Here is a 20,537-nt window from a genome sequence, read left to right as displayed (position 1 = left end):
TCTCCCCGTTGAAACCCTACCACAGTGAATATGGAGTTGATCTGGGCGCATGAATAATGCGCCCAGATCTCCATCGCCACAAAAGAGCGGATGCAGCTATTCTAAAGGCTCAAGACTTGTCATTTTGTTGTCAGCTTTCCGAACTCCATCCCATTCCGCCTTCGTGATGAAAGCCTCGGAGCCGGCCATGCTGCTGATGATGTCAAAGTAATCAAGTTTGTATTTGTCCTTGAGAACATCAGCCTCATTCTTGCATCGAACAACATAAACGGTTTGGATAGACTGATGATCGAAGTCCCGCCACATCTGCTCATCTTTCAATAATGTATATTTGTGATTTTCCAGAGATTTGACTATATCGGCGGAGGCGATTGAATTCGCGCGTTCCGCGGCGGCTTTGTACTCATATATAATGGTGTAGGCGGATGCGCCCGAAGTACTCGGATAACGGTTATACTTTGCCGCAAATGCATCGACAAACTGTTGTCCCCTTGGATAATTGTACTTGGCGGGTACCGACCAGCACCAGGGAAGCGCCCCAACGACACCTTCCATAACCTTCGGACCGGCTGCTTCAGCCATGCCGAGAGTCAAGTTAGGAACAACAATGGCGCATGTTTCTTTAAGACCCATTGATGTCGCGATACGAATGCCCGATGCCATGTCGTCACCGAAGAGAACGAGCACGAGAACATCGGGTTTTACCAATTTTGCCAGGCCGAGGGCCTTTTTGAAATCCTCGTCGGAGGCTCCAGGGAAGGGTGTTGTGATCCCCTTATGGGTGGTTTTGTCTTCCGTATTGGTAAACTTTCTGAAGGAATCCTCGGTGGTCCAGCCCCAGGTATAGTCCGCAGTGACGTAGAAATACTTTTTCCCTGCGTAATTCTGGTTCATATAGGCGGCCATCGCCTTTGCGCCGGCCCAGGCATCGAAGCACTCGCGGAACGTGTGGCGATGCCCATCTTTGCCTGTAGTGTCGGTTGAATAGGTCAGTGTCCCAAAGAAAGGAACACCCTTTTGCTGGCACACGCCGGAAGCCGCGACGGCCACACCGCTTGAGGAGCCGCCAAAAACCATGCTGACACCTTCGTTATCAATAAGATCGGTAACATTGGCCACAGTCACGTCCGCTTTGGATTGCGAATCGCGCCAAACAAGTTCTACCTGCTGGCCGAGGATACCGCCGCTGGCATTGATCTCACCGATAGCCAGTTCCGCGGCCCGATATTGATCAAGACCCATATCGGCGTATGGTCCGGTCTTGGGATAGTTCAAACCGACTTTCACAGTGGATCCAAAGGCGGGTGTGATGACAAAGCAGAAGATGACAAGCACTGTGACGATGGATAGGACTTTTTTCATATTTAAGGCTCCTTATTCAGATGGGGCTTCTTTAACAAATTGACGGAATTGTGGCAATATCCTCATTTTGGAACCGCACAATAACCTTTCCCCACAGCCGGCGATGGTGCATGTGGGAGGCACATTGGTGCCGGCTCAAAAACAACTCCCCCCATTCGTTCTTTTGACCCCATAGAAGAGACGAGAAGGATCATCAATCACCGGACCGCGCATTGCCGATTCCCCATCACCCGCAAGCGAGGTGTCGATGCGATGACCTGTTTTACTCCTGTAATGGACTCTTCGGAAATCCGGTGAGTGATATTGAAGATTGAGATCACTGAAATTTAATAAGAGTGAAGAGATTTTAATGTCCAACAATTTTCGATTCATTAGGAAGAATAATTCTGCGGATGAAATGACCAGGGAGATTCGATTTGGTATTCCTTTCCGCGCTAAAACGGAGGGTGTATAATCTATTGCTAAATATTGGGTTATTACACCCATGCATAGGTTCTCTTCAAGGAACCAGCAAAATTGGATTAAAGTTGCTCATAATTCTTTGTTTAATGTGTACGCAAAAATCCTTATGGACGGACGGTGACCACCTGTATCTGGGGATGCGCCATCATACGGTAAGAGTCGTGAGTCTCGATTTCTGACCGATAGTCATATGTAGTGCCGCCTCCGCGGGTGGTCCTTCGGCCGAAGCGGTAAGACAAATTCAAGGATCGAGAAGGATCTTCCGGTGCCCAAAAACCAGGATACTTTCAAGATGATACGTGAGGCCGTTGCAGCCCGTGATGGCTTCCTGCGCAACCATCCCGAACTCCAATCGTTCCAGGATGAGATCATCCGGCAGACAAAAAATCTGGGGTGCGCCGCAAATCGAATGGCCGTTCTTGATGCGATGATGCGAGAGAGTGTGGCCGAACTTCGGAAACATCTTTTAGAGCTGAGACATGACCTCCAATCGTTGGTGGAAGAGAATCCGGCTGAGGCGCCGGCTCAGGCGCCCGAGGAATCGCTCGAACCGGGTGATGGTTCCGCAGAGAGGGCTGTCCCTGAATCCGAAGACCGGCATGAGCCGGAATGCAGGGGGCACTCCCCGGCCGGCAAGATCATCGGGCCGGCTGATGCGTGGCCCAGACCCCCCGTTGGTGAACGATTCCCGCCAAAGAAGAGTGACGGCGAGCCCACCGAACCGGAGCGCCGGGACGATTAACCCCGTTCTTGTTGTGTCGCAAGACGTTAAAGAATCAGATCGGCCGTCCCCGATGGTTGGTCCGACCCAGGGTTTCATCCTGTATCCCTTGCCGAACTCCAGGGGGATTTTGGCCGCCGGTTCGTTATATTATAATGAGGACAGGGCCGCTCCGGTTTCTGGTCTGTGTTTTCCACTGAGCCATCTATTTTCAAAACCTGGGGAGAAGATATTGTCATGCATTCAAAGCTTTCGGTGATCCTTTCGATTCTCGCCGTGACTTTTTTAACACCCTTTGCCGCTTCGGCGAAAACGGCCGAGGAAGCCTTCGCGATGGGGACCCAGCGGCTTTCAAAAGGTGATTTCTCTGGCGCCTATGAGGCCTACGGGGAGGCTGTCGAGATCGATGGTTCAAAGACGGAATACAGACAGGAGCAGGCTATTCTGCACCGGGTGATGAAAATCCGCGAAGATATCAAGTCGGAGAAGGATCCCGAGATTTGGGAACGAATGGCGCAATCTCTACGCGGGTATTACTACACTAAAGAGATCTATGAAGAGGCGCTTGATCTTGACCTGATGGTTCACAAGAAGATCGATTCAGTGCTCAGCGCAACGCAGTTGGCGGAAACGTATCTTCAATTGAATAAGAATGCGGATGCCGAGAAGATTCTGGCCGGAGTCGACGAGGCGTCGGCCCTGCCCTACGGACGGCTGCTTTATGGGATTGCCCTCGGGCGTCAGCAGAAGATCGAACTTGCAAAAAAGGTTTTGGAAAACGTCGAGATTCCAGAGGCGGCGGCACCGGGCATGCTCTATCAATCAGCCCGGCTTTACGCCTTAACGGGCAATGATTCGGGCGCCGCGGCCTACCTGACACGCACACTCGAATCGATTCCTCCCAGCCGCATTGAAACGGCCCGCCGCCAGATAATGGCCTGCAAGGATTTCGCCGGCCTGCTGAATAACCCGGTCTTTACAAAGGCCCTCGAAACTCAGTCGAAGGTCTCAGAATCGGGTTGCAGCGGTGGAACGAGCTGCGGTAATTGTCCGAGCCGGCAGAGCTGCGGGGGAAGCCAAAGCGCTCCCGCAAGTTCCTCAAAATAGAAAATTCGGTTTTAGAAGATATTGAGAAAGCTCAGAACAACTCTCCAGCTGTCATTTTTGGCTCTCACGCTGGCGGCGGTTTTTATTGTTAAAGGCAATGCCGAGAGGTGGTGTCCCTTTGGGGGGATAGAAGCCATCTACGCCTATTTCACCGACGGCAATATGCCCTGTTCCCTCGGCGTTTCCAATTTTTATATCCTAGGGGCCGTTCTGTTGATGACACTGCTGTTGCGGCGTGTTTTTTGTGGTTATGTCTGCCCGATCGGAGCCATCTCTGAGTGGATTCACCGCTGGGCGGTGCGAATCGGCATCAATCCGTTCAGGATTTCTCATAGACTCGACCGGGTGTTAAGTCTCCTGAAATACGGAGTGCTTGCGCTTATCCTCTATTTTACCTATCGGACCGGCGAGCTGATATTCCGCGGCTACGATCCCTGCTATGCCTTGCTCAGCCGCCATGGCGATGACATCACCCTCTGGGCCTATGTCGTTTCAGGTTTTATCATTGCCGGATCGATCCTCGTCACGATTCCCTTCTGCCGCTGGTTGTGCCCGCTGGCTGCCGTGCTTCAACCCTTCTCCAAAATGGGATTAACGCGTGTCCGGCGGGATCCGGAAGCCTGCACCGATTGCGGTCTGTGCGCCAAATCCTGCCTCATGGCGATTCCGATCGATAAAGATGAGGAGATCACCGCGGCGCGGTGTACAACTTGTCTCGAGTGCGTGACGGTTTGCCCATCCGCCAAAAGAGGAGCGCTGACCTGGGGACCGTTCTGGGCGCCGAAACGAAACTTACCCTATCCGGTGCCGGTGATCATCCTGTTGCTTTGCATCATGGGCGCCGTCGCCGCATCGGTATTCAATCCCATGCCGTCATTCACCTATAAAAGGGGTGCCGCTATCGGGAAGGTGGCAAGTGTCGAGCTGGGGATCCACGATCTTACGTGCCGCGGCCGGGCCTCTTTGCTGGTTTTTTTCCTGGATCGCGATGATGAGTTTGAAATTCCGGGTTACTTAAAGCTCGAGGCCTGGCCCGGACCGGGTGCCGCGAAAGCCAAAATCATATATGATCCCGCAAAGGCCGATGCGGAGCTTGTGCGGCAAGCCGTGACGGAGCCCTATTACAATTTGGGTGAGAATCTCTGGCGCGCGTCCCCTTTTACGATCGAAGGGTATAATCCCTTCGGCAATCACTAGTCGGCATTCACTAAATTCCCGAATCCGGCCACAAAGGGCGGATGGAGCCTCGGGGGACATAGGAACCGGTGACGGTATGATGCGACCCACCGACAATTCCTCCGATGACGCTTTGATACGGCGCGTCGCCGGCGGTGATTTGGGCGCTTTTGACGAGGTTGTCCGCCGTTATCAAAAATGTATCTGGAATGCGGCCCTTCGTTTTACCGGTGATGCCGTCGAGGCGGAGGATCTGGCTCAAGAGACCTTCCTTAGAGCGCTGACGGCCAAGTCTCCTTTCCAATCCACCGGCAGTCTTCGGGCCTACCTCCTGCGGATTGTCGGCCGGCTTTGCATCGACCGGTCGCGCAAAAAACGGCCAATCTATACCGATCAGGCGCCCGATCCCCAGAGCACCGATCCCTCGCCATCTCAAATCCGGGAAGACGATGAACGATGCAAGCGGGTCCGCGCGGCCCTTCTTACCCTGCCGCCGAAACAGCGTGTGGCGATCGTCCTGAAATACTATGACGGACTTCGGCATGCGGAGATCGCCGGAGTGATCGGCGGTTCAGAGAAGGCCGTGGAACGGCACCTGGCGCGCGCGCGGGAGCGTTTGAGGCGCCTGCTGCCGGATGAAGAGGGCTGCGATTCCCTTTAGGGATCTGGTTTATGGGGGGATTTCCGATTTTGCCACGTTATAAAGGTGGAGGAGATGAAATGAGATGTGATCAGGTGAAGGCTATCCTTGATACCTATAACTCCGGGGTTTGTGCGCCGGAGGAAGCGCGTCTGATAGAACAGCATCTCAAACAGTGTGATTTGTGCCGGGCCGAGGCGCGGGAGCGCCGCCGGATCATTAACTTTCTTCATGATTTTGGTGAGTCGGATCCGCCGGATGGATTTCATGCGCGGGTCCTGCTGGCCGCCGAGCGCAAGATCATGTTTGACCGGGAGAGCCTTTTTGAATCTCTGCTCCGGCCGCTGGAATGGTGGCGAGTGGCGGGGAGAGGACTCCGTGCGGCAACTCTGGCGGCATCAGCCCTGGGTGTGATTCTCGGCGGTCTTATGGGATCACAATTGTTTAACGCCCCGCCCGGTGCTTCCACCGAGGGTGTCAATGATGAACGGGGCGTGGCGCAGCTGCTTTACGGCGAGGATTGCCTCGGAGCGTCTCCCGAGGGATCTCTGCTGGAGAGCTATTTGGCATTGGTCGCGGATTTAGCGGCGCAGGAGAGGGAACGATGAAAGGAAAAATCATCTCTGTCATCTTCATCTTCTCCCTTGCCTTTAATCTGACGATTCTCATTGTCTGGGGCGCGAGGGCGATACCGGGGAATCAGCACTCCGATGACGGTGTGCCGGCGGAATGCGGTGTCCAATGCGGTCCCCATGAGTGGATCGGTTTCACCGCCGAGGATCGGGCTTCGATCTTGCCCCTGATTGAGGAATTTAATCAAAAGCGTTGTGACATTTGCCGCCGCTTGGACGGTCCCCGTGCGGAGTTGATCGATGAGATCGCTGCAGCGGAACCAAACCAGATCCGGATTAACGAACTCCAAGAAAAGATTCTCGATAATCAGCGGGAGATGCAGAGCCTGATCATTGAGCAGATGTTGAAAGAGAAACAGTTGCTGTCGGAGAAGCAACAAGAGAGGTATTTCCAATACTTTCGTCAAAGTTGTGGAAGTATGGGGATGAGAGGAGGGGTTTCCGGAGTCTGTAATCCGGAGCCAATGGGAACCAGAGAGGATGGATCAAAATGAGGAGTGATTTGATGACTCGATTTCTGTCGATCTTAATGATCGTTTGTTTGTTTGGGTTCGGTTTCGTGGCGGTTGGATGCAGTGGGGATACTTCAACTGAAAAGGGTGATGTCACCTCATCGAGCGATGATATTGCCATTCCATCATCCGATTTAAATTCAGGGCTGGCCGATGACGCCGCCTGCAACAAGGCCTGCCAGAAGGCTTGTACTGAGGCTTGTGCAAAGGCTTGCGCGGGCGGGGATAGCGCCGCCTGCCAGAAGGCTTGTGCCGGGGCTTGTGCTGGGAAATGTTCGCCGGAGCTGATGCAGCAATGCAAGGAGATCTGCAAAGCTGAGTGTGGTGATACCTGCACCGGCAAATGTAAAGAGAAATGCGCCGAAGTTTGCGCCAAGGCTTGTGCGGGACGGGATGGCGCCGCCTGCCAGAAGGCTTGCGCGGCGGCTTGTACGGGCAAAGACACGACGGCCTGTGCAAAGAAGTGCGCCGGTGCTTGCCCCATGATGTCCGGAGACAAGGGCGGCGATAAGGCGGTTGGAGGCAAGTAGGCCGATTATGCTTCATTCAGAACTTCGTTCTGAGTCTTGCGCTTGCCTATATCTGGAATGAAATTTGACCCCGGGGACTTCGCCCCCGGGGTCTTTCAGATCTACCGCACAATCGTGATCATTTGCGACACCCTCTTCCTCCCCGATTCGGCTCGGATCATGTAATTACCGCTGGCGAGATGGATGCCGTTGTCATCAAGGCCGTCCCAATAGAGTTGATGTCCGCCGGCCAAAAGCGATCCGGAGTAGAGATTCCTCACACACCGGCCGCCTATATCAAAAACGCGCAGGTGAACCGGCAGGAGCTGGGATGACGCGTCATTTCCGGAATTCAGGTGCAGATGAATCGTCGTTCCCGCGGAGAAGGGATTGGGATGATTCGGACTCAGCTGGATTGTCGCTTGCGCCGGTGAGCTGTTTTCCCATGGCACATCACTGTCCGGTATATCGGGCAGTCCGTCATGATCGCCATCGACGATGAAGGAGATGCAATTGTCCAATTCCGGCAGATCGGCGATGAGATTGCTGGGCGCGGAATCGCCACCCAGCTCACCGTCAGGTTCCGGGTCCCAGCAGATGGAGGCGACCACCGAAACCTGCGCGCCGACCGGAACCAGTCCGGGGCCCAATTCATAGAGAACATCCCAGGGAATCGCCAACTCGCTCCCACCTTCGTCGCCGTAGAAATGGGCCGAGTCGAAGGCGAGAATCACCTGCTCGGTGACATTCTCGGTGGTCGTCGGCGAGAGGATCCTCCACAGTCCGTTGCCGTCATAGGGGGACTGGTGCTGGTAACAGCCATACTCAAAATCGACCAGGAAACCGGGGCAGGAGAAAGAGGCGCCCCGTTCCCAGGCGTCAATCGCGGTGAGATCATCCTCGCCGTTGGGTCCATTAGGATCGGTGTCGATGTAGAGCAGCCAGCTGTTTCCGTATACCTTGCCATGCACCGCAATGTACAAGTAGGTCTCGTCCCAGGTCGTATAGAGCGCGACGATTTCGTTGGTGTCACCGGGCGCCGGTGTCGTCCACGCGGAATCCCAGCCATCATCGTGGAGCAGTGTTTCGGCGGTCCATTCCTCACTATCGACAAAACCGTCAATCGTGATCGTCGTCGCGGGTTGATACTGAATGGCGATATCAGCCGTGTTGTCGAGGGCGCTATTCCCGTTTCCCGCTCCATCCATAACCGCGCCGGCGTCGAGCAGGAGCTCTAGAGTCTCGGTGTTAAGAGTCTCAAGAGCGTTCGCCGTGGATTCATCTAATTCAATCTCAATTCGCTTCGAATCGCTCGTCGACAGGACGGTACAGGAAGCGGAAAGGGCCACATCCGGCATGCCGTCGTCGTCATCATCGATCCCGATGCCGGTCAGGACGATCGCGTCATATTGTACAGCCTGATCGAAGATGAGGACCAGCCGGTCGGGGCCGGGGTAATAGGTTCCCGATACGGCGAGCGGCGCCAGCTCATCGGCAAAGACCGCCGCCAGAGCTTCCAGCTCGGGAACTTCTTCATTTCCGTCGACCGTGGTCGCGTACCCTGCGTAGATCAGAACCTCAAAAGATTCCTCCGCGTGGATCTCATCCCCCTCCATCAGGGTCGCGCTGAATTGGAAATTATGGTCCGCCCCTGCAGTGCCGGTGATGATCGCCGCCGTCGCATTGGTGTTGGGATTCTGCTGCCCGAAATAGCGGCCGCCGTTATCCCAAACGCGATCGAGATCAGCATTCCAGAGCAGATCGACCAGATCGGGTGTCCAGGCGGATTTAACATAAGCATCCGCGCCGCCGGTCCGGTATGTAACGCGGAGATAAGGCTGTCCGCTGACGACCGTGATCGTTTTCTGTACGGCGGGGTGAACCAGGCGGATCTGTACCGTATCCCCGCTCGCTTGCACAACCTCGAAGCCGTAGAGATCGTTTTCGCGATCCATGCCGCCGATGCTGACGTCGGACAGGGGCGCCACATGATTCGTTTCGTTATAGTCGCCGTTGGTGTCGACCCAATAGACGGGACAGTTGCTGCCGACGGAGTACCCGTAGCCGGATCCCTTCGCAAAAATATAGTTCGCCTTCCCGCCGATCGACTCAAAAACGGCCATGATCCGCTCGTTATAGATCACGAGCTCTTCGATGCCGTCCTCATCGAAGTCGGAAAGATAGGCGCCGGTGGGATTGACATACTGCCCATCGGCCCAGCGGGATGCTTCAGCATAGGCATTGGCGTTCTTTATGTGATTTGAGTAATGATGGATCCAGCCGGAGACATATCCGTCATCATGCCACCCGGTCTCATGCATCATGGACATAAAGGTATACCAGCCCGATTCTGAGAGATCGTTGGACGGGCTGGACATCAGCTTTGTCAGCGTGTTGTTCCAAATCGCGCCGTAATTCCACTTGGGGGAGTGGCCATCCGAGTTTTCCTGGCCTGTATAACTTGCCCAATCAATATACCAGCTGTTGCAGCCGCCGCCGTATCCCCAGAATTCACCCAGCAGGCCGTAGGTGCCGTTTTGCACGGTGATGGGGTTGGAGCCGTAATAGAAGCCGCCCTCATTCAGGGTGTCGGAGAGTTTCCAGGTGCTGACCGTTGCGCTATAGGTCGAGCAGTTTTGTATGACATGAATGTAATTGTTCAAGCCCTCGGAATTCCCGGCGCCCTGGCTCACCTCCGCGGCGATCTCCCAGTCGTTTCCATAGATCAAGAGCTCGTCGGAGGAAAGTCCGATGATTGTATTCCAAGCCTGGCCCCAGTTCCAATTCACATTGCCGACGAAATCGTTGTCGATGGGGAGGATCTTGAGGCCGTTTGGAAGGGTATAGATGTGCCGGTCGTCGAAGGCGGTATTGTAATAGCCGCAATGAACATAATCATCAAGGATCACCGCTTCGATGCCGTTGGGAAGCCAGTTGTCGGATATCGTCGGATCGACGACGCCGCACGAGGCGTCGATGCCGTTTCCATCGACATCAGGATTCTCCAGCCAAACCCGCTCGGGCACCCAAGCGACCTTCGTGTCCACTCCATAACGCCAATCGGTCATCTGCTTTTCAATATAGACCGCCCAATCGTTCATATTGTTCTGCGCAAAAGGCATGATGTGCTGGGCATAGGCCGAACTAGTCATCTCAGCCCAGCCGGCGGAAATGCCGTTCACGAGCCACTCATTAAAGGAGGGATCATGCCATTCAGCCGAGGTCTGCAGCGTCGCGGCGAGATGGAAGTTGCAGGGGATACTGTAACATTCATGCACCGCCATGATCTCGTCGAATCCGTCATCCGGATTGGCTGGATCGCATTCCATACCGGGTGTTTCCCCGCGTTCCCCGCGGAAGACCGTGCTCCATGTCAGGCCCTGGTTGCCATGTTGTACAAAGGCGACATTGTGAGCGGTGAGGCGGGTGTCCTGTGATGTTTCGATATCATCGAGAACAACACGGCCGTCGGTCGTGAAGATATAAAAGTCGACCGGTGTCGCGTCGGTTTCGGCGATCTCTGCATAGGAGCGCCCGCCGGCGATCCTGTCGGTCGCTTGTATAAAAGCGGCCGGGAGGTGAATGGAGGCTTCCAGTGTTCCAAGCGAAGGCGTGGCGTGGATTTTCCGGATGAGGCTCGATCCGGCTTCGCTTCCATCCGCCGTGAAATAGCGTGCGCGGGGTTGCGCCCCTTGGGAATCAAGATAATCGAGGCAGAGCGCCTCATCCCAGGAAATCGGCGCCGAACCGGCCACCCCTGCGGGGAGAAGACGGGTTCCGCCGTCCCTATAATCGAGAAGAATATAAACGCGGGTTTGATCCTGGGCAAAACGGTTCCGCCCTTCCTGAATCATCTCGAACAACCCGACCCGGAAGAGAAGCCATTCCTGCTCCTGATTGTAGAAGAAAGCCATCAGGTCACCCGAGGTCCCCTCGGCGGCGCCGTCGAAGACCGGATCGAGAGCTTTAACATCGATGGACCGGTAGGAGTCCAGATCGCCGGTGGCGTCCAGCGGCGCGGCGCCGGCCGGGCCTCCAAAGACGGCAAAAGAGGCCAATATGGCCAGAAGGATCGGTGCGAGGATCGGTGCCACGTGTCTGATACGGCGGATGACGGATGTCATGAAGGGTCCTCCTTGGGATCCTGGGGATGCGCCCGGGATTGAATCCGGCTAACTCGTTGTAATGCAAAAGGATTGGGGTGTGGGTCCGGCAGTTTCCAGATTAAACCCCGTCACGCTAATTATACCAGAGAGAGGGGGGTGTGAGTAGTGGGGGAACCCCGGCGCATAGAGTGATACAATAGAAGTCGCAACCAAGAACCACACCGGAGGAATAATGATTCGAAGCCGCGGGACCCTTCTCATTGTCACCCTTCTCATCAGCGCTCTCTGCGGCCTCCTGAGCGGATTTATAGACGGCTCCGCCGCGTCGACCGGCGTTCACACGAGTTATCTTTGGCACATGCATCAGCCGATTTACTGGCCCGATAACAGCACCTGGACGCCCGGCCGTTATGAGACGGCCTATGAAACGATCGCCCTCGGGCATAGCGAGAGTGATGTTTTCTCAATCTTTAACGTTGATGACCGCGTTGCCGCCTATCAATGGTCGCCCCGCGACGCGGTGAATTCGATGCTCGATCTTCCCGAGGCCGGCGCACAGGTTTCCTTCGCCGGCGCCCTGATCGAAAATATAAAAAGCCTCGGCGATGCCGGATGGAACGGCGGGCGTTACGCATCGAACTGGTCCGCGAATTTTCGCGAGGCGCGCGGCTGGACGACATCCGGCGGGAAGCGGCGGATGGATATGGTGGTCGTCGGCCATCACCACGGCATCAACGCCCTCATGGATGAAAACGCGGTGCGCAAAGAGCTGGCCTGCGCCAAGGCGATTTACGACACGGCCTGGGGGGATAATGATTATTCGAAGGGATTCTTCCCCGCCGAGATGTGTTTCAGCGAACGGTTGATCCCCGCCCTGGTCGAGGCGGGTTTGGAATGGGTGATTGTGCCGGATGTCCATATCGCGCGCGCCTGCGCTAATTACCCCTACGCCGCCAATGAAGACAACTGCGATCCGCCCAATGCGGCCGATAAGATCAATCCGGCGCAGAACGATTATACAAGTCATTATATTTCCCGCGGGGTCACGCTGAAGGTGCCTTATCCGTTCGGGTTCACACCGCATCAGGCCGAAGCGGTGGATCCGCTGACTGGGGAGGTTTCACAAATCGTGGTGATTCCGGCGGCGAACGCTATGGGGTGGGAGGAAGGCTCGGGGATGTTCGGGACGGGTTCGATCGACGCGATGGCGTCGAGCAACAATCCGAATCAACCGATGCTCGTGCTCTTCGCGCATGACGGTGATAATCATTGGGCGGGAGGTTACAGCTACTATTACGAAAGCGTACCGCAGTTTTCGCACCAAGCCGCCTCGGCCGGTTATACACCGACGGTCGTGGCGCAGTATCTCCAAGACCACCCCGTGCCGGCTGATGATATCGTGCACATTGAAGACGGCGGATGGGTTAATGCCGATGGCGATTTCGGCAGCCCGCAGTATATCAATTGGAATTGGCCCCTCGTCGATCCGTCCGGCGCCTTTGATATCCCCAGCGGCTGGGCCGAGGATGAACGCAATTGGGCCGTCCTCACCGCGGCGCAGAATCGTGTGGAGACGGCCGAGCAGATCCTGGGCGGCGTTGATCCGGAAAAGATTGTGAATCCCACGGGAGCCAATAATGCGGAGCGGGCCTGGCATCATCTGCTGGCCGGCTACGAGAGCGGCTATATGTACTATGGCAGTTCGATCGATATGGAGATCAAGGCGACGCTGGCTTGTAACAACGCCGTCACCGCAGCCGATGCGGTCATCGCGGGCGGATCCGACGGCACGGCGCCGACGATCTGGTTGCCGCAGAGATTGCCTTGGAATCCCGGCGGATCCGGCGGGGGCGCGCTGTGGGGATATCCCGGCGGCGCCGGCGCGCCGATGTCATCCGACTTTCATATTTGGACTTTTGCGTATGATGTCTCGGGTCTCGCCAGGATCGAGCTGATGATCCGTGAGGATCTCGACGGCTGGAACGATCCTGAGTCGCATGACAACGAAACATTCGCGGGGGGCGCGGAGACCGGCGCATGGACGGCGCTTCCGATGACCTATCGCGATTTCCCGATCGGCGAGCCCTGGGACATTCCCGGGATCGATTTCACCGTGTTGCCCGATTATATCGCTGATGAATATTGGCTCCAGCTCACCGGCTATGCCGAGACGCTGCTCGATTACTATGTTGAAGCCGAAGACAACCTTGGGAATATCAAGCGCACACCAATCCAGCATGTCTATGTCGGCGAAGACGCCTCAGGCGGTTACGTCATGGACGGATCGCTGGATGACGGCGTAGCGCTGCTGGCTTCCGGCGGCGGCCTCTCCCTGTGGGGAGCCCGGGAAGACAATATTCTTTATCTCGCCACGGAGGGGATCGGCGCGACGGCCGATCTGGATCATTTTCTGATGGTACTGACCGACACGTCGTCTGTTGTCAATGCTCCCTGGGCGAAGTCCGGCTCGGTGAGAGAATGGGATTACTTCCTCGCCGCCGAGGACGGCAATGGATGGATCGGCTGGTTTGACGCCGCGCAATCGGTGCAAAGCGGCGTCTCTTACGGACTCGCCCAGGGAGCGGTGCTTGAGGGAACATTGAATCTCGACGCCCTCTATCCCGGCGGGATACCCGAGACTTTCTGGCTCGCGGCCTTGGGTTATGAAACACAAGACGGCGGAGCTCTGATCGCCCAGGCGCCGGCCGGGAACGGCAATGGAAATGTGGAAGGGGTGGAATATTGTGAATTGGCGCCGGCGAGCGAGGTGGATGATCCGGCGCAACAACTCTTTAACGGTCTAAGTCTCTCCCCGCATCCGACACCGTTCAGTTCGCACCTCACTCTACGTCTTGAGCTCCCACAAGCACAGAATGTACAAATCGATATTTTCAATATTGCCGGACAGCGTGTCGCGCAGATCTATGATGGACCGGCCGCAACGGGATCACGGGATCTTTCATGGAATGGCCGGAAATCAGATGGGACGGCTTGTCCCAACGGTATCTATTGGATCAAGGCGAGCGGCGAGACAGGGTCGGTATCGGCGCGGTGCGTCTTGATGCGATGAACCGCTGTCGGTTCGTGTCGGCGACGGGGATTCTGCATTGTCGAATTTATAAGTGACATGCGCGATGGGCCTTTTGCGCCCAATTTATCCGACCGTCTTGAGTAACAAAATCATTCACGTCACATTTTTGGAAACCGCATCTTGACCTGTAAGTCACATTCTGATATTATAGTCATGCTTGTAACTGACTGTTCTGCAATCGGCTTGGGATGAGTATTATCTATTTGTTGGGCAAATTATGCTAATGGTCTTGAGTCAGAGATCTGCTTTCTGTGCCGCCTCCTTTCTGGCGAATTGGATGTCCTTTGCATTGATCAAGCCCTCCAGCCCACGCGGGGGGGGGGGGGGCGCTCTAGCCCGCCTTTCCGGCATCTTCCTTCTGAAGAACCAACCTCTGCCAGCCTTTCTTGCCAAACCCTCGTCTTCTCATACCCGAGCCAGGTACTTTCGGTCAGCTACAAACCACGAATGTGAGACAGGATTGGTCCGGATGGGCCATCCGAGGGACCGCATGTCTTGAATATGGGAGGTGAAAATGGCCGCGACTTGGATGAATCGGCTTGCCTGGTATTCAATGCTCGGAATATTACTTTTGTTCTGCCTCTTTGCAGGCAGCACCCATCTGTCTGCCGGAAGGATCTCACCCGGAAACCAACCAGCATTGCTCACCTTCTCCTTCGAGATGGATTCTTCCAAAGTGCACATTCAACACCTCGCCGATTCTGACTACAGCGCTGTGACCTATGAAGGACTCCCCTCATTCAGAGATCCCGATTGGGACGGCTGCCCGATGTTGCCCGTTCTCAACAAGACAATTTTATTACCCTCCCGCATGCGCGTAACCTCGCTCACGGTTTTGCCGCGCGATCCCATTCTCATTGCGGATGACATCTTACCCCGGCCGGTTCCTTCGACTGAAGAGAATGAGGGATGGGAACCGAGTCCGACCTACTACGGCCCGGGTGGATCATTCCCGCCGCGTTTTGAAATCCTCGGCACCAACGAGGGATATCGGGAACTCTCCCTGGCCTCCTTCGCCGCCTTCCCTCTTGAATGGCGGGCGAACAACGGCGAGCTATATCTTTATCAAACCCTCGAGGTCGCCGTAAATCTGACCTCTATTTCGGATGATGAAGGCGCTCCCCCAAGACTCCGCCCCGAGCGCCGTTTCTCACGCGGCCGATGGGAGGTTGATTGGGCCCGTGAAAACGTATTGAATTCCGAGGAGTTTGAAGGATTTTATCCTGACCTTGGCTCCGAGGAGCCAAACTTCCATGCAGCAGTTGCAGAGACTGCGGCCGCTGCCGGTTTCGATCCGACGGAGAAACCCTCATTGCAGGGCTCTCCCGTAGATATGGTCATCCTGACCGAGAATACATGGACAGATGGAACGTCATTTGATGGTGACATGACCAGAGCTTTTCAGGTCTGGGCGGATTGGCGGACTGTAACAGGGATCCCGACAGTTGTGAGGTCACTCAGTTGGATTCGAGAGAATTATTCAGGAGGAGATGATCCCGAACGAATCCGTGAGTTTCTCAAGGAAGCCTATTCACTCTGGGGAACCGATTTTGTAATTCTCGGGGGAGATGTAGAGGTCGTTCCTTCAAGAACATCTCTGTATGAGATGCCCTATGCCGGAGAAGATGGTCAAGATCCCTCGAGCGATTGGTACTATGCGGGTCTAGACTCGGATTGGGATCAAGACAATAACGGTTTCTACAGTTGGACCTATGCGGTTGATGTTTATCCTGAGCTCTGGATTGGACGGATTCCTGCCAGAGATTCCCTAGAAGCTACTGCAATCATCGAGAAGCTCCAGACCTATGAGCGAGTTCCGGGCTTAGGCCTGGACACACCTCCAGATAGCTTTTACACAAAAGCGGTGCTTGCAGCGGGACTTACGAACTATAGTGCTTGGGACTTAGCAACTGATGATAGTTATAAGTGGTGGCACAGCGGGATTCGTCAAGCTGAGGCAATAAAGAGAAATATCTTGGATGAAGTGAGCCCTTCCTTTTCTACTGTGCAGCTCTATCCTGATCTCGGCACTACGGCAAGCTGCGGCGGCACATCTCTGGAATGTTATAAGGACATTAAGGACGCATTCGACACATACCCTTCGGAGCCTGGATTCACAGCGGCCAATGTCAGAGATTATTTGAATGCGAATGCAGCAATATTCTTTCACATGGAACACTCAGGAGCGCATGGATTGGGTGGTCCATCAAATGGTGCTTTAACAAAACCTCTGATAGACGATTGCCTACAAAATGTCGGTGCAGGTTGCACGGAGAACGGCTGTTTATCCTGGATCGACGTCTGTTTCGATGATTACAAAACCAGTAATATTTTCATTGGCCCAACTCGCGAGTTGCTATCGACTATGAGTAATGGGCCCTCATATTTCGTTGGCGCCTCGCGTGGTTGTAGCGTTGCCCGTCTGGATGAGGATTCCGTGGTGGAAACCTTGGTCCGAGATCCCGACGGCGGAGCTGTCTCTATGTGGGGAGGCTCGTCGCTAACAGGATGGAGGGAAGACAGCGAAAATCAACCCGCTACCGCGCTGCAGTACTTCGATTATATCCTGGCGCATTCTCTTCCCACGGGGGTCAGCCTCTACAATGCTCATTTAGACAATGATAGTCCAACTTCATTCAACCGATATTCCCGTCTTCTTTGCCATCTCTTTGGAGATCCCAGTATGCTTGCCTGGAGTGCGGTTCCCGATACGCTGACTCTAACCTCATCCATGGAGACTTTTCCCAGCCACCCTTCAACAGTGCCGGACACGATAATTGTCAAGATCGGCGCGACGCCAGTCGAGAATGCCCGTGTCTGCCTGAGTAAGAATGATCTCTATGTCATTGGCCGGACAGATGAAAATGGTGAAGCGATATTTCCTGCCCTGCAATTGCTGGATATCAGCGACACCCTCACGATCTGGGCGTCTGCACCCAACGTCATCCCCAAGATGATTCAAATACTTCCAGAAATCGGCATGCCTGGAAATCATCCGCAAGTTCTCGCTATCCCGCTCATTTACGACTCTCACGAATTCTCGGACTTGCCCGATTCAAGTACCAAGGCGGATTTTCTTGAGCCCGGCGATCTAGTGGACCTTACGGTGTACCTCCATAACCCTACCCTTTCAACAAGTTCGGCCGGCAAGGCGCTCCTGGGGATTAGCCCCAGGATAAAGACTTCAATGTTGATTAATTCCGAATACAATCCCGACCTCATCTTTATTGGCAAGGATAAATACAATCCCCCCGCGGAGCTCGACACTTTCTCCCTTATCATGAATGAATATGCATTCCGGCCTGAATTGGAACCGAATTACATGAACAACACCGGCGCCATTTACATCTGGCGGGATACGACCTTCACCTACAACGTTGTTGCTCATTATGACACGCCGGATATCGGCGATTCCTTCTCCGGGGTGTTCATAACCGAGGGGGGTATAGATGTGGTCTATGAAGGCATAGACGGCAGCGACGAGGTGTCACTGACAACTTGGGGATCGCTTGACGTGCTGGAATTCGACTTCGTTGGTGATGCAACCGACGACACGCTGCTTTTTAATGCCCAGGCGCAGAATTGGATCGAAGTCACCGCGGACTCGGCCGCCTATGACACCGTCTCGTTTATCGATGGGATTGATACGACAAGTGTCGAATTCCAGTTCCGAATAAAGCCGGGGATGCCTACCGATTGGCGTCTAAATATGAGTGTTCAATCAAATCCTCCAGGCAGCAATACGGATCCCACATTCAGTGATTTCTACACGACAATCCATACTCCCGACCTGGTCTTGAATTGCGTCGAAATCGACAGCCTCGACGGTCTATGGGACTGTGGCTATACTGCTGAGGAATTTGGCGCGCGGCCCAGGGTGTGGAATCGCGGGGATGCCGCAACAGGTGATCTTCTTCTGACCCTCGAGGCCACCGGTGCAAATATCTCAGTTTACAAGGATACACTGTGGCTGGATTTGGAAGCAGGCGAGGAAGATTGGACCCACGGCGAATTTCTCTTCTGTGATGATGAACGTACATTCAGAATCACTTCTCTGACAGCTGCTCGTGAAGTTGATGGGGATATGGACACGCTGGGTGTTTGGGAAAATCTGGATCCCTGGCCTCTGAACGACTACTGGGTCGAAGTTCCGGATATAGATGTCGAGCCGATGAATGGCGGCTTGAGGGTTAGGTGGGATGAAGCTCCTGGTGAAGGCAATATTCTAGGTTATTATGTCTATCGCGATTCTGCGACCGTCGTGCGGCGTGTCACCGGTGAGCTTCTCATCGATACCTTTGTGCTTCAATTGAATGACCTTGAATACAAGGACGGGGCGGGTAATCCCCTTTCCTACACCTACGGTGTCTCGGCCGTAACCAATGGTCTGTATGAGGGGCCGATAACCTGGGCGGGTTCTGAACTGACCACTCTCCAAGACAGGTCAGGCTGGCCGATTCGCGTCCCCAAAGGGTGCGTCACGTCAGTCGTACTCGCTGACATTGATCGTGAATCCTCATTGGAGATCATCGTCGGCGGGCGTGTGATATCTGCTTGGAATCTAAACGGGACGCCGGCTTATGGGGGCGATGGAACGCTGTATGACCCGATTCCAGATGACAGCGAGTTTGATCAACCCAACTTTGAGTTTCACGGAGATCTAGCCGCCGGTGACATTGATCATGATGGCAAAGACGAAATTGTAGGATGTTTCGGTGATGACTCCCTCTTGGTCATTGACTCCGATGGGGATCGGCTCTGGTCTGCCAGAGTCCATGCGCGATCGACTCCAACACTGGCCGATCTGGACGACGACGACAATTTGGAGATCATTCTCAATGGGTGCGACGGCGGTAGCCTATTTGTCTTCCGGGAGGACGGAGAGACCTACTGGTGCAACAATACAAATGGTCTCTTTGCCGATGCTCCTCAAGGGGATACTTATAATTGGGGCAATTATGCAGGAGTTGGAGTGGCTGATCTCAATGAGGATGGTGAGCTTGATATCATTCAGCCGCTTCCTTCCGGTTACGTATATGCCTGGGATTCCGATACTACCGGTTGTCCGGCTGGTCCGGATAGTCTTTGGGATCCTCATTATGTTGGTTGTCCGGGTTGTCCTCTTTCCACTCCAGCCCTAGGCCACGTGTACAGCAACGGCAATACCTACCTTGATGTTGTCTTCGCTGCACGGAATGTGCAATGGTATCCCGTCCAGACAATTGATGGAAATTCGGGAGACCCCCTGGGCGATTTCTGGTTCTACCGTGGGAGCGGTGTAGATAGCTTGGTGATCTTCGAGCGCCCTTCTCAGCCGAGCTTGGGGGATTTGGGAGGTAGTTCCGACACCCTTGAGGTTGTCATTTCGCGCCAGGCTGATAAAGACAGTATCATTACTTACGATCCGATCACCAAGGTTACCTTGCTCTGGGTTTATGATGGAGAAGATCACATCACGACCTGTCTGGATTCTATCCCTCTTCCCGGACGCAGATATCTTAACAATGCGGTGACCCAAGGCTCACCATTACTGGCAGATATTGACGACGATGGCCGGATCGAAATTCTCGTGCCTTCCATGCAGGGAGGACTCTTCTGCTGGGAGGCAATTTGGGATTCTGAATCTCATTGCTTTGAATGTGAACCTGAAAGCGGTTGGCCCATAGTCTATCCGGAAAATCCGGGGACACCGATCATTGCCGACCCTGACAATGACGGCTATTTTGAAATGATTGTTCCGGTGGGCGACTACGTTCATGTCTACAACCTGCCCAGCCTGACGTCCAGCGATGATGTACTCTGGGGGAGTGCGGCTCATGATTCGAGGCGGACTGGGAATACAGAGAGCGGAGTCTTGTACCGAATACAACACCCGGATGGGCCGGAAGAAATCCTCCCTGGCCATGGGGCTGCCTTCCTTCCAGAGGGCCCCAATCCCTTCAAGGGTCAAAAAATTCTGACCTTCCGTGTGCCGTTTAGAACACGAATATCGCTCGATATCTACGATACATCAGGAAGGAAAGTGAGAACGCTCGAAAATCGGATACTGGATCCGGGAGTCTATTCCTTGCCTTGGGACGGACAATCCGATGGCGGGCATAAGGTTCCGGCAGGTGTCTATTTTGCCCGCTATAAGGCCGGGCGGTTTGAGTTAACCGAGAAGCTTGTCCTGATTCGGTAGACAGGTGTATAATTATGGTATCTAAAGGTGCCTGATAT

11 protein-coding genes are annotated in these 20,537 nt (G+C 54.5%); 9 read left to right on the top strand and 2 right to left on the bottom strand.

Features of this window, described 5'->3' with window-relative positions:
* Positions 1-96: 96 nt before the first annotated feature.
* Positions 97-1,362: a substrate-binding protein gene (locus KJ970_04365; GenBank protein MBU2690139.1), complete on the bottom strand. Its 1,266-nt coding sequence runs from the start codon at positions 1,360-1,362 to the stop codon at positions 97-99.
* 754 nt (positions 1,363-2,116) lie between these two features.
* On the opposite strand from KJ970_04365, the gene KJ970_04360 reads away from it, so the two are divergent.
* The 7 genes from KJ970_04360 to KJ970_04330 all read left to right on the top strand — a co-directional run bounded on the left by KJ970_04360 (position 2,117) and on the right by KJ970_04330 (position 7,142).
* Positions 2,117-2,566 carry a hypothetical protein gene (locus KJ970_04360; protein MBU2690138.1) on the top strand — a complete coding sequence of 150 codons (450 nt, stop codon included), beginning with the start codon at positions 2,117-2,119 and terminating at the stop codon, positions 2,564-2,566.
* Positions 2,567-2,782: 216 nt separating this feature from the next.
* The gene (locus KJ970_04355; protein ID MBU2690137.1) at positions 2,783-3,652 is read left to right on the top strand and encodes a hypothetical protein; all 870 of its coding nucleotides are present in this window, start codon (positions 2,783-2,785) and stop codon (positions 3,650-3,652) included.
* Positions 3,653-3,673: 21 nt separating this feature from the next.
* Positions 3,674-4,849 carry a 4Fe-4S binding protein gene (locus KJ970_04350; GenBank protein MBU2690136.1) on the top strand — a complete coding sequence of 392 codons (1,176 nt, stop codon included), beginning with the start codon at positions 3,674-3,676 and terminating at the stop codon, positions 4,847-4,849.
* 76 nt (positions 4,850-4,925) lie between these two features.
* Positions 4,926-5,489, top strand: coding sequence for a sigma-70 family RNA polymerase sigma factor (locus KJ970_04345; GenBank protein MBU2690135.1), 564 nt, complete (start codon positions 4,926-4,928; stop codon positions 5,487-5,489).
* 59 nt (positions 5,490-5,548) lie between these two features.
* The gene (locus KJ970_04340) at positions 5,549-6,076 is read left to right on the top strand and encodes a hypothetical protein (GenBank protein ID MBU2690134.1); all 528 of its coding nucleotides are present in this window, start codon (positions 5,549-5,551) and stop codon (positions 6,074-6,076) included.
* Positions 6,073-6,594: a periplasmic heavy metal sensor gene (locus KJ970_04335; protein MBU2690133.1), complete on the top strand. Its 522-nt coding sequence runs from the start codon at positions 6,073-6,075 to the stop codon at positions 6,592-6,594. The genes KJ970_04340 and KJ970_04335 overlap by 4 nt, the downstream gene beginning before the upstream one ends.
* 11 nt (positions 6,595-6,605) lie before the next feature.
* Positions 6,606-7,142 carry a hypothetical protein gene (locus KJ970_04330; GenBank protein MBU2690132.1) on the top strand — a complete coding sequence of 179 codons (537 nt, stop codon included), beginning with the start codon at positions 6,606-6,608 and terminating at the stop codon, positions 7,140-7,142.
* Positions 7,143-7,243: 101 nt separating this feature from the next.
* Here the strand turns inward: KJ970_04330 and KJ970_04325 are convergent, their stop codons facing one another.
* Positions 7,244-11,245 (bottom strand): hypothetical protein, encoded by a 4,002-nt coding sequence (locus KJ970_04325; protein ID MBU2690131.1) that lies wholly within the window; start codon positions 11,243-11,245, stop codon positions 7,244-7,246.
* A gap of 214 nt (positions 11,246-11,459) precedes the next feature.
* Between KJ970_04325 and KJ970_04320 the strand changes: the two genes are divergently transcribed.
* On the top strand, positions 11,460-14,297 hold the full coding sequence (locus KJ970_04320) for a T9SS type A sorting domain-containing protein (GenBank protein MBU2690130.1): 2,838 nt from the start codon (positions 11,460-11,462) through the stop codon (positions 14,295-14,297).
* Positions 14,298-14,832: 535 nt separating this feature from the next.
* Complete coding sequence (locus KJ970_04315; GenBank protein ID MBU2690129.1) at positions 14,833-20,499, top strand: hypothetical protein; 5,667 nt, start codon at positions 14,833-14,835, stop codon at positions 20,497-20,499.
* Positions 20,500-20,537 lie beyond the last annotated feature (38 nt).

The sequence above is a fragment of the Candidatus Eisenbacteria bacterium genome (assembly GCA_018831195.1).
In the GTDB taxonomy this organism is placed as follows: domain Bacteria; phylum Eisenbacteria; class RBG-16-71-46; order CAIMUX01; family JAHJDP01; genus JAHJDP01.
Note: the sequence above shows the minus strand (reverse complement) of the source record. Positions and strands in the feature narration are given on the sequence as shown.

Coding starts and splice junctions, on each gene's coding strand:
- KJ970_04355 (MBU2690137.1), top strand. CDS start 2,783: ATGCATTCAAAGCTTTCGGTGATCCTTTCGATTCTCGCCGTGACTTTT.
- KJ970_04360 (MBU2690138.1), top strand. CDS start 2,117: ATGATACGTGAGGCCGTTGCAGCCCGTGATGGCTTCCTGCGCAACCAT.
- KJ970_04315 (MBU2690129.1), top strand. CDS start 14,833: ATGGCCGCGACTTGGATGAATCGGCTTGCCTGGTATTCAATGCTCGGA.
- KJ970_04320 (MBU2690130.1), top strand. CDS start 11,460: ATGATTCGAAGCCGCGGGACCCTTCTCATTGTCACCCTTCTCATCAGC.
- KJ970_04345 (MBU2690135.1), top strand. CDS start 4,926: ATGATGCGACCCACCGACAATTCCTCCGATGACGCTTTGATACGGCGC.
- KJ970_04325 (MBU2690131.1), bottom strand. CDS start 11,245: ATGACATCCGTCATCCGCCGTATCAGACACGTGGCACCGATCCTCGCA.
- KJ970_04365 (MBU2690139.1), bottom strand. CDS start 1,362: ATGAAAAAAGTCCTATCCATCGTCACAGTGCTTGTCATCTTCTGCTTT.
- KJ970_04340 (MBU2690134.1), top strand. CDS start 5,549: ATGAGATGTGATCAGGTGAAGGCTATCCTTGATACCTATAACTCCGGG.
- KJ970_04335 (MBU2690133.1), top strand. CDS start 6,073: ATGAAAGGAAAAATCATCTCTGTCATCTTCATCTTCTCCCTTGCCTTT.
- KJ970_04330 (MBU2690132.1), top strand. CDS start 6,606: ATGACTCGATTTCTGTCGATCTTAATGATCGTTTGTTTGTTTGGGTTC.